This window comes from Vandammella animalimorsus (genome assembly GCF_002285285.1).
Taxonomy (GTDB): domain Bacteria; phylum Pseudomonadota; class Gammaproteobacteria; order Burkholderiales; family Burkholderiaceae_C; genus Lampropedia; species Lampropedia animalimorsus.
The window spans coordinates 558,483-572,444 of the sequence record NZ_NSJF01000002.1 but is presented as its reverse complement, the minus strand read 5'-3'; the positions used below and the strand labels follow the sequence as shown (position 1 = coordinate 572,444).

Below are 13,962 nucleotides of genomic sequence, written 5' to 3'. Positions count from 1 at the left end.
GCAATGGCCGCGCCACCTGCCACACCTGCCACACCTGCCACACCTGCCACACCTGCCACACCTGCCACACCTGCCACGACCAGCCAGAAAGGACCGCCATGACAGCAGAACGCCTGCCCCCCTACCCCGACATGCCCGCCGCACACACCATCGACGCCAATGGCGCGCGTTTTTCAGTGCATGTGGCCGGCGCCGGTCTGCCCATCGTGCTGCTGCACGGCTTCCCCGAGCTGGCCTACTCCTGGCGGCACCAGATTGAGCCGCTGGTGCAGGCCGGCTGCCAGGTCATCGTGCCCGACCTGCGCGGCTACGGCCACACCGGCGCACAGGGCGCGCTGGAGGATTACCGCATGCACAACCTGGCGCGCGACGTGCTCGGCATGCTGGACGCACTGGGCATCGCGCAGGCCGTGGTCGTCGGTCACGACTTCGGCGGCGCCCTGGCCTGGGCCCTGGCGCGCGACCACGCCGAGCGCCTGTTGGGCGTGATCGCCCTGAACACCCCCTACACCCGCCGCACCGAGGACGACCTGATCGCCACCCTGCGCAAATACCGTGGCGAGCAACACTACATGGTCTTCTTCCAGAAGCCAGGCCAGGGCGAGGAGCTGCTGGGCCGCGACGTGGCCGCCACTTTCTCCGGCATGATGCGCCGCCCCAACCCAGCCGCCATCGCCACACTGGCGCGCCAGCAATCCGAACTGCTGCGCGCCCTGCCCGCCACACTGCTGGGCCACACCCCGCAGCTGTGGGGCGAACCGCTGCTCAGCCAGGACGAGCTGGCCGTCTATGTGCGCACCTACAAGGCCACCGGCTTCACCGGCGGCCTCAACTGGTACCGCAACCTGCACCGCAACTGGCTCGACAGCGCCGGCACGCCCGACATGGTGCAACTGCCCGCGCTGATGCTCACCGCCGAATACGATCTTGTGCTGCCGCCAGCCACCGCACAAGACATCACCCGCAACGTGCCACGCGCCCAGACCGAACTGATCCGCAACTGCGGTCACTGGAGCCAGCAGGAGCAGCCCGAGCAGGTCAACCATCACATCATCGGCTGGCTGCACAGCAACGGACTGCTGCCTACCGTGTGAAACGAGACGCAAGCCCTGCCCACCCTGCACATCCACCCCACAGCCGCACGGCTTACGCCCAGCTTCAGCGCCGGCATGGGCATCCGCTTCTACAATTGGCCCATTGCGTGCCATCAATGGCCGTCATCACTTTTTCGCCAGCTCGCGCCAGCCGCTGATGACGCCATAAGCACTGCGAGCCTGTCAGGAGCTCTTGCCGGCAGGCGCTTTTCTCTCTCATTTCCCGATCGAAGCGATCCGCCCAAGCCGTGTTCTGGCATGGGCAAGCCGCACCAGCGAGTGCCGCCAGCTAAGCCTTGAAGGGGAAATGGCATCACCCCCATCGACGAGATATCCCTATGTGCGCAAGAAAAATCAACCTGGCAGAAATGGCCGATGCGGTGGCCACCAAGGTGCAAGCTCCCGTCGCAGCGCCACCCGCGCCTCTGAGCGCGACATTGTCCAGCCCTGCCGATGCTGGCAGCACGCCACAACAGGTAAAAACACGCCAGGCCCGCAAGGCCCTGGGCCTGCCGCAAGTGAATTTCGCGCGGCTGATCAACACGCCGCTGGCCCTGCTCAACGACTGGGAGCAAGGCCGCCAAGTGCCTCCCGGCGCGGCCGTGTGCCTGTTCGAGCTGCTGATTCGCCATCCGGAGCTGGCCAAGGAGCTGGAGCAACCCGAGCAGGGCTGAGCCCTTGCGCCTTCGAGCTCTGCCACCCAAAGGCACACAGCCCCCGGCTCGCTGGGGGCTGTTTTGTTTCAAAGCAGGCAGCAAAAAAAGGGCTTACGCCCATTCAGGTCGTAAGCCCTTGCACATTCGCTGGTGCCGGAGGCCGGAATCGAACCGGCACGCCTTGCGGCGGCGGATTTTGAGTCCGCTGCGTCTACCAATTTCACCACTCCGGCTGGCAGAAAGCAGTAAATTATATGGCACATTCGCGGCATGCAATTCCAAACAATTGAGGACATCGTCGGCCAAACGCCATTGGTGGCGCTGCAGCGCCTTGAACGTCAGGCGTGTCTGGCGCGCGGCAATACGCTGCTGGCCAAGCTCGAGGGCAATAACCCTGCTGGCTCGGTCAAGGATCGCCCGGCCTTGGCCATGATTCAACGCGCGCAGCAACGCGGCGAGATCAGCCCCGGCGACACGCTGATCGAGCCGACTTCGGGCAACACCGGAATTGCGCTGGCCATGGCTGCGGCCATCAAGGGCTATCGCATGGTGCTGGTCATGCCCGAGGATTTGTCGATCGAGCGCGCCCAGACCATGAAGGCTTTTGGCGCCGAGCTGATTCTGACGCCCAAGAGTGGCGGCATGGAGGCCGCGCGCGATCTGGCCGAAGCCATGGCCGCCCGGGGCGAGGGCGTGATCCTCAACCAGTTCTCCAACGCCGACAACCCGGGCATTCATTACGAGACCACCGGCCCGGAGCTGTGGCAGCAGACGCAGGGGCGCATCAGCCACTTCGTCAGCGCCATGGGCACCACCGGCACCATCACCGGCGTGGCGCGCTATCTGAAGGAGCAGAACCCTGCCATCCGCATCATCGGAGCCCAGCCCGCTCCGGGCGCGCGCATCCCAGGCATCCGCAAATGGCCCGAGCCCTACCAGCCCAGCATCTACGAGCCGGGCCTGGTCGATGAGCTGCTGCCGGTGGCCCAGGACGATGCCGAGGAGATGTGCCGCCGCCTGGCCCGTGAGGAGGGCATTTTCGCCGGCATTTCATCGGGCGGCGCGCTCTGGGCCGCGCTGCAGGTGCAAGCTGCAGCGCGCGACGCGGTGATTGCCTTCGTGGTGTGCGATCGGGGCGATCGCTACCTGTCCACCGGCGTGTTTCCGATCTGAGCGCCACGCAGCCAGCCTTCCGTCCCCAGCACCCACGCACCAAACAAAAGCACCCCATGAGCACCCCCACCTACGAGATGCGCTACTGCCCCCACTGCGCCACGGCGCTGGCCTGGGTGCAGGCGCCTGAAGACAGCGGCCTGGTTGACCGGCTGCGCTGCCCGGCCTGCGGCTGGACGCACTGGAACAACCCCACGCCCGTGCTGGCGGCCATCGTCGAGTACCACGACCAGATCCTGCTGGCGCGCAATGCGTTATGGAAAGACCGCTTCTTCGGCCTGATCACGGGCTTCATGGAGGCGGGCGAGTCGCCCGAGCAAGGCATTGCCCGCGAGGTCAAGGAGGAGGTCAACCTCGACGTACAGCAGTGCACACTGGTTGATGTCTCGGCCTTTTTGCGCATGAACCAGGTGCTCATCAGCTACCACGTGGTCGCCACTGGCGAGATCGCGCTCTCGCCCGAGTTGTCCGAATACCGGCTGGTCGATCCGGCCCAGGCCACGGTCTGGACCACCGGCACCGGGCTGGCACTGCAGAAATGGCTGCGCGCGCGCGGCTTCGAGCCGCAGGTCATCGAGCGCTATCCACAGACCAGCGCCCAGGCCAGCAGCGCAGCGCCCAACGATGACGCAGCCAGCGGCGCGCCAACTGCCGCCGCCCCGCCGTCGGCAACCAGCCCAACCGCGCCCCACGATGGCGCCGGCGATGCGGTGGCCCTCGAAGTCGATGCCAAGGGCCTGCGATGCCCGCAGCCCATTCTGCGCGCCAAAAAGGCCTTGGCCACGCTGCAAAGCGGCCAGCGGCTGCGCGTGCTGGCCACCGACAGCGGCTCGCTGCAGGACTTCGCCGCCTTCGCACGCCAGACCGGCAATGCGCTGATCGCACAGCACACCGACGAGGCCGGGGTGCACCATTTCGTGCTGCAACGCCGGTGAGCGCCGATCGCCCGCCCCGGCACTCTGCCACCTGCCACGCCATATGAGCACCGCCACCGCGCCCGCGCCACGCCACGCGGCAGGCATTGCCTACATGCTGGCTGGGGCCTTTTCCCTGGCCTGCAGCGACGCACTGGCCAAATGGCTGGGCGCGCACTACCCGCCCATGCAATTGCTGCTGCTGCGCGCTGCGCTGGCCACGCCGGCGCTGTTGGCACTGGTGACGCTGACGCTGGGCCCCGCCGCACTGCGCACGGCCAACCTGGGCATTCACACGCTGCGCGGGCTGATCAACGTCGTCTGCGCCATTTGCTTTTACTGGAGCATGACGCTGCTGCCGCTGGCGCACACCACAGCGCTGACTTTCTGCGCGCCGCTGTTCATTGCGCTGATCTCGGCCCTGGTACTCAAGGAGCGCCTGGGCCTGGGCGCCTGGCTGGCCATTGGCGCAGGGTTTTTCGGCGTGGTACTGATTGCCGCCTCACATGGCGGCGGCGCGCAGGCAACCCATCAGCCCTTGTGGGCCATGGCCTTGCCCGTGGTCACAGCGCTGGGCTACGCCATCATGATGCTCAGCGCGCGGCGCATCCGCCCGGGCGAACACATGCTCACCACCATGACTTACATCGTGCTGGGCCAGCTGGTGTTTGCAGCGCCCATCGCCCTGCTGGGCGGCTTCTGGGTGCCGCTGTCGCCCGCGCACGCACCGCAGCTGGCCGCGCTGGCGCTGTGCGCCACGCTGGGGCTGGGCTTCATCACACAGGCATTTCGGCTGGCGCCGGCGGCCGTGGTCGTGCCCTTTGACTACAGCCTGCTGCTGTGGTCCACGTTGCTGGGCTGGCTGATCTGGCGCGAGCAGCCAGCATGGGGCTTTTACCTGGGCGCAGCGCTGATCGTCGCCGCCGGGCTGTACACCGCCCTGCGCCATGCCCGGCGCTGATTCAGCGCCTTGTTCAGACCCGTTCAAAACTGCGGCTTGCGCTTGGCCAGAAAGGCGGCGATGCCTTCGCGGTGCTCAGCGCTGGGGGCGTAGTCGTATGCGCCCGGCAGCAGCGCGGCCAGGGCCTGTTGCTGGCTGGCGTCGGCCAGCACGCGCAGACTGCGCTTGTGCATGCGCGCGGCCTGCGGCGCCAGGGCCAGCAGGCGCTGCACCCATTGCTGCGCGGCAGCCTCGAACTCCTGCTCGGGCAGCAGCTGGGCCAGAAAGCCCACCTCGTGCAACGCCTGCGCCGGCAACACCTGCGCGGCCAGCAACATGCGCCGCGCCAGCGCATCACCCACGGCGCGACCTACCAAGGCCAACTCGCGCGGCGCCATCGGAAAGCCCAGCCGCGCAATCGGCGCGCCGAACTGCGAGCGCCCCGTGGCGATGCGCAGATCGCAGCAACTGGCGATCTCCAGCCCTGCCCCCATACAGGGGCCGTCGATGGCGGCAATCAGCGGCACGTCACAGGCCAGCATGGCGCTCAGGCCACCCCAGACCTGATGCTCATGAAAATGCGCCAACGTCTGCGGGTCAAAGCGAAACTGAGCGTATTCGGAAATGTCGCCGCCGGCGCAGAACGCGCCATCCTCGCCGGTGACCAGCACGCAGCGCAGCTGCGGCTGCTGCGCGATGCGCTCGAATACCTCGCGCAACTGCAACCACATGGCCACCGTCATGGCCCCGAGTTTTCCCGGATTGCGCACGCGCACATGCGCCCAGCAGGGCGTACCGTCTCCCTTGCCATCGCCCCCGCCTGCGGCGTGCCAATCCAGCGCAATGCCTGCAGCGGCGCGGCTTTGCTTGTCCTCCATTACCATCCTTTCGTCCTGCGGCGCACGCCCCAACAACAGCGCTGCGCTCCATTGATGAATCCGTACCACGGGCTCGGAAATCCGCGTTTGCCTCAATGGCGCAAACAATTTTGGCGTGTATGCTTGATCCGTTTTGCGCGTTCTGCCGCCAAGCGCATGGTCAGGCACGCGCGAGCAAATCCATCAAAACCTGTTCTGCATCTCGAACAGTCCCGCACACACATCAAGGAGTCATCATGACGCAATTTCGTCTCAAGTCGGTCGTTACTGCCGCCGCCATCGCTGGCGCGCTGGCATTCTCGGCCGGCGCCTACGCCCAGAACATCAAGATCGCCGTGGTCGGCCCGACCACCGGCCCCGTGACGCAGTATGGCGACATGGTCAAGGAAGGCGTGGAAACGGCCATCGAGCAAATCAACGCTGGCGGCGGCGTGCTGGGCAAGCAGCTCGAGGCCGTCTACATCGATGACGCCTGCGAGCCCAAGCAAGGCCCCGTGGCTGCCAACCGCGTGGTCAACGACAAGATCGGCTACGTGGTCGGCGGCGTTTGCTCGGGCGCCACCATTGCTGCTGCGCCGATCTATGACGAGGAAGGCGTGGTCATGGTCACGCCCTCGGCCACCTCCCCCGCGCTGACCGACGGCAAGGACTACCAGTTCATCTTCCGCACCATCGGCCGCGACGACCAGCAAGGCCCGGCCGCCGCCAAGTTCATCATCGAGAAAATCAAGCCCAGCAAGGTCGCCGTGCTGCACGACAAGGCCTCCTACGGCCAGGGCATTGCCAGCGCCGTGCGCGACAACCTGCAGGCTGCCAAGGTGCCCGTGGCCATTTTTGAAGGCATCAATGCCGGCGACACCGACTACTCGGCCGTGATCACCAAGCTCAAGTCCGAGGGTGTGGACTTCGTTTACTTCGGCGGCTACCACCCTGAAATGGGCCTGCTGCTGCGCCAGGCCAAGGAGCAAGGCGTGACGGCCAAATTCATGGGCCCCGAAGGCGTGGGCAACCCCGACATCAACGCCATCGCTGGCGAGGCCGCCGAGGGCATGCTGGTGACGCTGCCGGCCGACTTCACGCAAAACCCGGACAACGCCAAGATCGTGCAGGCCTTCAAGGACAAGAAGCGCAATCCTGGCGGCGCCTTCCAGCTGACGGCCTACGCCGCCACGCTGGCCATTGCCGAGGGCATCAAGGGCGCAGGCGCCAACGAGCCTGAGAAAGTGGCCCAGTTCCTCAAGGGCGCCAAGCTGCCCAGCCCGGTGGGCGAGCTGTCCTGGAACAAGGCTGGCGACCTCAATAACTTCAAATTTGACGTCTTCACTTGGCACAAGGACGGCAGCAAGACCACTGCGCAATAAGTCCGCGTCCAGCACCGTGCTGATGCCGCAGCCTTTGCGGCGTCAGCGCATAAAAAAAGCAGCGCCCAGGGCGCTGCTTTTTTTATGCTGCGACAAGCGAACTCAACGCACGCGCATGCCCGGCTGCGCGCCAGGGAAGGGTTCGAGCACGTAGATGCCCGGCTGGCTGCCCTCATCGGCATGGCTGGCGGCCAGCACCATGCCTTCGGAGAGGCCGAACTTCATCTTGCGCGGCGCCAGGTTGGCGACCATGACAGTGAGCTTGCCCACCAGCTGCTCGGGCTGGTACATGCTGGCAATGCCGCTGAAGACGTTACGGGTCTTGGGTTGGCCGTGCTCGTCCTGCTCGCCCACGTCCAGTGTCAGCTGCAGCAGCTTGGTTGAGCCTTCGACGGCGCTGCACTGCAGGATTTTGGCGATGCGCAGGTCGATCTTGACAAAGTCGTCGATGGTGATGGTATCGGCCAGCGGCTCACCACCAGGGGCTTGGGGATCGAAGGCCGAGGCAGCTTTTTTCTTGGCCTCCTTTTTCGTCTCGGCAGGCGCAGCGGCGGGCGCGGCCGGGGCCTCGAACAAGGCTTCGAGCTGTTTTTCGTCCACGCGCTGGATCAGGTGCTTGAAGCCGGCGATGGCTTGCCCCGCGCTCAGCGAAGTCTGGGCGTCGGCAAAACTGAAAGGGCTGACCTGCAAAAAGCCCTCGACCTGGGCGGCCAGCGCGGGCAGCACGGGCTTGAGGTAGATGGTGAGGATGCGGAAGGCCTCGATGCAGGTGGTGCAGACGTCGTGCAGGCGCTCGCCCTGGGCTGGTTCCTTGGCCAGCTCCCAGGGTTTGTTGGCGTCCACATATTCGTTGACGCGGTCGGCCAGCAGCATGATCTCGCGCAGCGCGCGGGCAGTGTCGCGGCGCTCATAGGCATCGCCGATGTCATCGGCCTTCGCGCGCAGGGTTTGCAGCAGCGCCTGGCCATCGCCCGAGGGCTGGCCCAGGCGGCCATCGAAGCGCTTGGCGATAAAGCCTGCGGCGCGGCTGGCGATGTTGACGTACTTGCCCACCAAATCGGCGTTGACGCGGGCCATGAAGTCCTCGGCGTTGAAGTCGATGTCCTCATTGCGGCCGTTGAGCTTGGCGGCCAGGTAGTAGCGCAGCCATTCGGGGTTCATGCCCAGCTTGAGGTACTTGAGCGGATCCAACCCGGTGCCACGGCTCTTGCTCATCTTCTGGCCGTTGTTGACGGTGAGAAAGCCATGCACGGCAATCTGGTCGGGCGTCTTGCGGCCGGAGAAGTGCAGCATCGCGGGCCAGAACAGGGTGTGGAAGGTGACGATGTCCTTGCCGATGAAGTGCACCTGCTCCAACTGCGGGTTGGCCATGTAGGCCTCATAGTCCTCGCCGCGCTGCGCCAGCAGGCTCTTGAGCGCAGCCAGATAGCCCACGGGCGCATCCAGCCAGACGTAGAAGTACTTGCCCGGCGCATCGGGAATTTCGATGCCGAAGTACGGCGCATCGCGGCTGATGTCCCAATCGCCCAGCCCCTCGCTGGTGCTGCCGTCCGGGTTGGTGCGCACGGTGAACCATTCCTTGACCTTGTTGGCCACCTCCGGCTGCACATGCTTGCCGTTTTGCGTCCACTCCTGCAGGAAGTCCACGCAGCGCGCGTCCGAAAGCGTGAAGAAAAAATGCTCGGACTCTTTGAGCACCGGCTTGGCGCCCGAGAGCGCGGAATACGGCGCGATCAGCTCAGTGGGCGCGTACACGCTGCCGCAGACCTCGCAGTTGTCGCCGTACTGATCCTGGGCATGGCAGCGGGGGCACTCGCCCTTGATGTAGCGGTCGGGCAGGAACATACCCTGCTGCGGGTCAAAGAATTGCTCGATGGTGCGCGTGGCAATCAGCCCGGCCTGTCTCAGATCGCGGTAGATCTGTTGCGCCAGCTCGGTGTTCTCCGGGCTGTGGGTTGAATGCCAGTGGTCATGGCTGATGTAAAAACCATCCAGATACTGCTTGCGGCCGGCAGCAATGGCGGCCACGAACTGCTCGGGCGTCTGTCCCGCCTTCTGCGCCGCGATCATGATGGGCGCGCCGTGGGCATCGTCAGCGCCCACAAAATCCACCCGGTGGCCCTGCATGCGCTGAAAGCGCACCCAGATGTCGGCCTGGATGTATTCCATGATGTGGCCGATGTGGAAAGTGCCGTTCGCATACGGCAAGGCAGTGGTGACGAAAATGGTGCGTGGCTTCATAGATTCATTCGGGGCGCAGGCCGTGCCTGGCAAAACAAGCGCGCCCATCAAGCAAGGCCTGCACGAATCGCAAGGCTCACTGGCCGCTGGATTCATGCAGACCTTGCACAGGCTCTGAGGGCGCGGCGATTTTATGGCCTGTTGCCGCGCCATGCCCTGGCGCTGTGCAGCCGCTGAGGGGCAAAGCCCGCTGGCGGGTGAACAAGCCCTAGAATCTGGCGCACCCCATAAGCAAAATTCATGCCGCAATGAGCAAGACCCTGTTCCTCCCCTTGGCCACCGCCAGCGTCGTGCTGTTGGCTCTGGCCTTGCCCCAGCCTCAAGCGCACGCGCTGGCCAGCGACCGCGCCCAGCCCATGAACATCGAAGCCGATTCGTTGCGCCACGACGAGGCCAAGCAGACCACGGTGTTCACCGGCCGCGTGGTCGTCACCAAAGGCAGCATCGTGCTGCGCGGCGACTCGCTCAATGTGCTGCAGCGTGCTGATGGCAGCCAGCTGGGCACAGTGCAGGCAGGCGGCGGGCGGCGCGCCTTCTTCAGCCAGCAGCGCGACACCCCCAAAGGCGCCCCGAAGGAAACGGTGGAGGCCGAGGCCACGCGCATCGAGTACGACAGCAAGGCCGACCGGGTGCGGCTGCTGGGCCGGGCGCAGCTGCGCCGTTACCAGGGCGGGCAGCTCAACGATGAGATCAGCGGCGGCGAGATCGTCTACCACAATGGCAGCGGCCAGTTCAGCGTCGATGGCGCAACGCGCGGCGGCGGCAGTAGCGGCTCGGCGCCTGCCGGCCAGGGCGGTCGCGTGCGCGCCGTGATCGGCGCCAGCACCACGGGCCAGGCCAGCAGCGGCAGCGACCGTGGCAGCCGTGGCGCCAAGGCCCCGGCCACGCCGCTGGCGCCCAGCAGCGAGCTGCAACAGACCGCCCCTTGAACCCACAGCCATGACGCAAGCAACACAAGGCCCGCACGGGCCAGACACGCCAGCAGCCGCTGCCCCGGCCATCGGCCTGGTGGCGCGCCACTTGCAGAAAAGCTACGGCGGGCGCAAGGTGGTCAAGGACGTTTCGCTCGATGTGGGTCCGGGCGAGGTCGTAGGCCTGCTCGGGCCCAACGGCGCGGGCAAGACGACCTCGTTCTACATGATCGTCGGCCTGGTGCGCAGCGACGGCGGCGAGATCCTCATCGACGGCCATGCCATCACCGACATGCCCATCCACAAGCGCTCGCGCCTGGGCCTGTCCTATCTGCCGCAGGAGGCCTCGATCTTTCGCCGCCTGACGGTGCAGGAGAACGTGCAGGCCGTGCTGGAGCTGCAGTTCGACGCCCAGGGCAAGCCGCTTAGCAAGGCCGAGGTGCAGCAGCGCCTGCAGCAGCTGCTGCAGGAGTTGCGCGTCGATCATCTGCGCAGCGCGCCGGCGCTGTCGCTCTCGGGCGGTGAGCGCCGCCGCGTCGAGATTGCCCGGGCGCTGGCCACGCAGCCGCGCTTCATCCTGCTGGACGAGCCCTTTGCCGGCGTGGATCCGATCGCGGTGATGGAGATTCAGCGCAGCATCGCCTTTCTCAAAGAGCGCGGCATCGGCGTGCTCATCACCGACCACAACGTGCGCGAGACCCTGGGCATTTGCGACCGCGCCTGCATCATCAGCGAAGGCGCCGTGCTGGCGCACGGCCCGGCGCAGGACATCATCGAAAACCCGGACGTGCGCCGCGTCTACCTGGGCGAGAACTTCCGCATGTGAGGCGCGGCAATGAAGCTGGGCGTTTCCCTCAAGACCTCGCAAAACCTGGCGCTGACGCCACAGTTGCAGCAAGCGATCCGGCTGCTGCAGCTGTCCACGCTGGAGATGCAGCAAGAGGTCGAGCACATGCTGGAGGAAAACCCCTTCCTGGAGCTGCAGGAAGGCGACGGCAGCGATGGCCTGGATGGCGGCGACGCCAGCCTGGATACCCCGCCCGCAGACGGCAGCGCGCCAGAGCTGGGGCGCGATGGCCCCACCAGCCCCGGCGGCGACCACGTCGGCAGCCATGACGGCGCTGCCGAAGAGGGCGATGGCGAGAGCGACGCCACCGGCCAGGCCCAGGGCAGCGAGGAGCGCGAGTTCGAGGCCGTGCCCGAGGACTGGGGCGGCGATGGCTCGATGGACATTTCCGCAAACGATGGCGAATGGGGCAGCGATGCGCCCGCACCCGGCGCAGCAGGCGCGAACGACGAGGTGGACGCGGCCGACATCAACAGCGCGCACATTTCGCTGGCCGACTTCCTGCATCAGCAAGCCGGCGAGTTCTTCCTCGACGCCGTGGACCGCTGCGCGCTGGACTTTCTGATCGAATCGCTCAACGAGGACGGCTACCTGGAGGACACGCTCGAAGACCTCGCCCTGCCGCTGGCGCGCAGCCTGGAAGACGTGGACGAGCTGCTGCACCACTTTCAGCTGGCGCTGAACCTGCTGCACACCATGGAGCCCGCCGGCGTGGGCGCGCGCGACCTGGCCGAATGCCTGCAACTGCAACTGCGCGCGCTGCAGCGCGACGAGCACTGCGACTGCGAACCCGCGCTGCTGGCCCTGGCGCAGCAGCTGTGCCAGCAGCCGCTGGAGCTGCTGGCCAAGCGCGATGTGCGCCAGCTCTGCCAGCTCACCCAGGCCGAGCCCGAGCAGGTGCGCGACGCGCTGCTGCTGATCGCCCGGCTCGAGCCCAAGCCCGGCAGGCGCTTTGCCGACGTCGAGCGCAACGCCATCGTGCCCGACGTGCTGGTGCACGCCGCGCCACCCGGACAGCCCGGCCAGCAGCGCGGCGCACCAAGCGGCGACTTCGTGGTGCGCATCAACCCCGACGTCATGCCGCGCCTGCGCGTGCACGAGGTCTATGCCAAGGCGCTGCGCGGCAGCAGCAGCCACGCCGAGCTGCAGCAGCGCGTGCAGGAGGCGCGCTGGTTCATCAAGAACATCCAGCAGCGCTTTGACACCATCTTGCGGGTATCCAAGGCCATCGTCGCGCGCCAGCACGACTTCTTCGTGCACGGCCCCACCGCCATGCGGCCGCTGGTGCTGCGCGACATCGCGCAGGAGCTGGGCATGCACGAGTCCACCATCTCGCGCGTGACCACGGCCAAGTACATGGCCACGCCGCAAGGCACTTTCGAGCTCAAGTACTTCTTCGGCTCCGGGCTGGAGACCGACAGCGGCGCCAGCGCCTCCAGCACCGCCGTGCGCGCCCTCATCAAGCAATGGATCAGCGCCGAAGACCCCAGCCAGCCGCTCTCGGACAGCCAAATCGCCAACCTGCTCAAGGAGCAGGGCATCGAATGCGCGCGCCGCACCGTGGCCAAATACCGCGAGGCGCTGCGCATCGCCCCCGCCAATCTGCGCAAAAGCCTGTGACCGCCGCCTCCCGCCTCCCATCGCCCCGCCCTGCCCCTGCGCCTGCATCCACTCCCGCGCCCGCTGCTGCACGCCAGCCTGCGCCCTACCTGTTCCTGCCCTGCGCCGCGCACACCGAAGCGCTGCTGGGCGCAGAAGTACAGCGCATCACCGGCCTGCCCGAGGCGGCGCTGACGCTGCAACGCGCCGGCGTGGCCATTCACGCCGATGCCGACAGCCAGCAGCTGCTGGCCCTGGCCATGCAGCTGAACCTGCACAGCCGCATCGCGCAGCGCGTGCTCATCGTGCTGGCCCAAGGCCCCTACCAGCGCGAGGACGATCTCTATGCCCTGGCCGCCCAGCTGCCCTGGGAGCAATGGTTCACGCCCGCGCAGACCTTCAAGATCGAGGCCACGGCCCAGCGCAGCCCGCTCAAAAGCCTGAACTTCGCCGCGCTGCGCATCAAGGATGCCGTTGCCGATCGCTTTCGCGCCCGGCAGGGCCAGCGCCCCAGCGTGGACACCCAGCGCCCGCAGGTGCGCATCCACCTGCACCTGGATGCTCAAACCCAGCAGCTGGCCATCGACACCAGCGGCGCGCCGCTGTTCAAGCGCGGCTGGCGCGAAGACAAGGGCGATGCGCCGCTGAAGGAGACCCTGGCTGCCAGCATGATCGCCGCCACTGGCTGGCAGCCGCTGTCGGACGCGCCGCTGCCGCTGTACGACCCCTGCTGCGGCAGCGGCACCATCGCCATCGAGGCCGCGCAAATGGCCTGCAACATCGCCCCGGGCCTGCAACGCCGCTTCGCCTTCGAGCACTTGTTGCCGCACCAGCCGCAGCACTGGCAACAGCTGCGCGAGCAGGCCCTGGCGCAGCGCCGCGCGCCGGCCGCGCCCGTCTTCGGTAGCGACATCGCGCACCGCATGGTCGATTTCGCGCGCCGCAATGCCGAGCGCGCCGGCGTGGCCCAGGCCGTGCAATTGCGCGGCGGCGACCTGCTGCAGCGCCTGCCGCCCTGCGCGCAGCCGGGCATCCTGCTGCTCAACCCGCCCTACGGCACGCGCATCGACGCCGCCGGCAGCGCCGGGCGCAACTTGCAAACGCGCAGGCAAATGGGCTTTTCAGCGCGTGAATTCAGCAGCGACGACGACGGCGCAGCCTTCTTCGCCCAGCTGGCTGCGCACTGGAAAAGCCACTACGGCGGCTGGACGGCCTGGCTGCTCAGCCCGGACATGAAGCTGCCGGGCAAGCTGCGCCTGAAGGAGTCGCGCCGCGTGCCCATGTGGAACGGCCCCATCGACTGCCGGCTGTTTCGCTTTGACCTGCAAGCGCGCCGGTCATAGCGTGC

Annotated in this window: 12 protein-coding genes, 1 tRNA gene and 1 pseudogene; 11 read left to right on the top strand and 3 right to left on the bottom strand. The window is 66.8% G+C overall.

The genetic code is table 11. The annotated features are described in order from the left end of the window. The first annotated feature begins 98 nt into the window (after nucleotides 1–98). Both CK620_RS05940 and CK620_RS05935 read left to right on the top strand, forming a co-directional pair. Nucleotides 99–1,094, top strand: a complete 996-nt coding sequence (locus CK620_RS05940) for an alpha/beta fold hydrolase (protein WP_143325955.1) — start codon at nucleotides 99–101, stop codon at nucleotides 1,092–1,094. Nucleotides 1,095–1,432: 338 nt separating this feature from the next. Continuing rightward, on the top strand, nucleotides 1,433–1,768 hold the full coding sequence (locus CK620_RS05935) for a helix-turn-helix domain-containing protein (RefSeq protein WP_143326755.1): 336 nt from the start codon (nucleotides 1,433–1,435) through the stop codon (nucleotides 1,766–1,768). A 130-nt stretch (nucleotides 1,769–1,898) separates the two neighbouring features. Here the strand turns inward: CK620_RS05935 and CK620_RS05930 are convergent. Then, a tRNA-Leu gene (locus CK620_RS05930) sits at nucleotides 1,899–1,983 on the bottom strand. Nucleotides 1,984–2,020: 37 nt separating this feature from the next. On the opposite strand from CK620_RS05930, the gene cysM reads away from it, so the two are divergent. From cysM to CK620_RS05915, 4 genes and pseudogenes are all read left to right on the top strand, one after another. Beyond that, the gene (gene cysM, locus CK620_RS05925; protein WP_095549498.1) at nucleotides 2,021–2,923 is read left to right on the top strand and encodes a cysteine synthase CysM; all 903 of its coding nucleotides are present in this window, start codon (nucleotides 2,021–2,023) and stop codon (nucleotides 2,921–2,923) included. Between the two features lie 56 nt (nucleotides 2,924–2,979). Continuing rightward, nucleotides 2,980–3,552 (top strand): annotated as a pseudogene (locus tag CK620_RS14295) (NUDIX domain-containing protein); the annotation flags it as partial. Between the two features lie 81 nt (nucleotides 3,553–3,633). Next, complete coding sequence (locus CK620_RS14290; protein ID WP_172424454.1) at nucleotides 3,634–3,858, top strand: sulfurtransferase TusA family protein; 225 nt, start codon at nucleotides 3,634–3,636, stop codon at nucleotides 3,856–3,858. 43 nt (nucleotides 3,859–3,901) lie between these two features. Then, nucleotides 3,902–4,798: a DMT family transporter gene (locus CK620_RS05915; RefSeq protein ID WP_095549496.1), complete on the top strand. Its 897-nt coding sequence runs from the start codon at nucleotides 3,902–3,904 to the stop codon at nucleotides 4,796–4,798. 23 nt (nucleotides 4,799–4,821) lie between these two features. Here CK620_RS05915 and CK620_RS05910 read toward each other — a convergent pair whose 3' ends face one another. Further along, nucleotides 4,822–5,655 carry an enoyl-CoA hydratase/isomerase family protein gene (locus tag CK620_RS05910; protein WP_095549495.1) on the bottom strand — a complete coding sequence of 278 codons (834 nt, stop codon included), beginning with the start codon at nucleotides 5,653–5,655 and terminating at the stop codon, nucleotides 4,822–4,824. A 236-nt stretch (nucleotides 5,656–5,891) separates the two neighbouring features. Between CK620_RS05910 and CK620_RS05905 the strand changes: the two genes are divergently transcribed. Further along, nucleotides 5,892–7,016, top strand: a complete 1,125-nt coding sequence (locus CK620_RS05905) for a high-affinity branched-chain amino acid ABC transporter substrate-binding protein (protein ID WP_095549494.1) — start codon at nucleotides 5,892–5,894, stop codon at nucleotides 7,014–7,016. A 102-nt stretch (nucleotides 7,017–7,118) separates the two neighbouring features. Here the strand turns inward: CK620_RS05905 and metG are convergent, their stop codons facing one another. After that, the gene (gene metG / locus CK620_RS05900; RefSeq protein ID WP_095549493.1) at nucleotides 7,119–9,257 is read right to left on the bottom strand and encodes a methionine--tRNA ligase; all 2,139 of its coding nucleotides are present in this window, start codon (nucleotides 9,255–9,257) and stop codon (nucleotides 7,119–7,121) included. Between the two features lie 248 nt (nucleotides 9,258–9,505). Between metG and lptA the strand changes: the two genes are divergently transcribed. The 4 genes from lptA (at nucleotide 9,506) to CK620_RS05880 (ending at nucleotide 13,957) form a co-directional block, all read left to right on the top strand. Continuing rightward, on the top strand, nucleotides 9,506–10,186 hold the full coding sequence (gene lptA / locus CK620_RS05895) for a lipopolysaccharide transport periplasmic protein LptA (RefSeq protein ID WP_095549492.1): 681 nt from the start codon (nucleotides 9,506–9,508) through the stop codon (nucleotides 10,184–10,186). 10 nt (nucleotides 10,187–10,196) lie between these two features. Next, complete coding sequence (gene lptB / locus CK620_RS05890) at nucleotides 10,197–10,994, top strand: LPS export ABC transporter ATP-binding protein (RefSeq protein WP_095549491.1); 798 nt, start codon at nucleotides 10,197–10,199, stop codon at nucleotides 10,992–10,994. 9 nt (nucleotides 10,995–11,003) lie between these two features. Continuing rightward, a complete protein-coding gene (gene rpoN, locus CK620_RS05885) occupies nucleotides 11,004–12,635 on the top strand; it encodes an RNA polymerase factor sigma-54 (protein WP_095549490.1) in 1,632 nt (543 codons plus the stop codon). A gap of 89 nt (nucleotides 12,636–12,724) precedes the next feature. After that, nucleotides 12,725–13,957, top strand: a complete 1,233-nt coding sequence (locus tag CK620_RS05880; protein WP_238946049.1) for a THUMP domain-containing class I SAM-dependent RNA methyltransferase — start codon at nucleotides 12,725–12,727, stop codon at nucleotides 13,955–13,957. Nucleotides 13,958–13,962 lie beyond the last annotated feature (5 nt).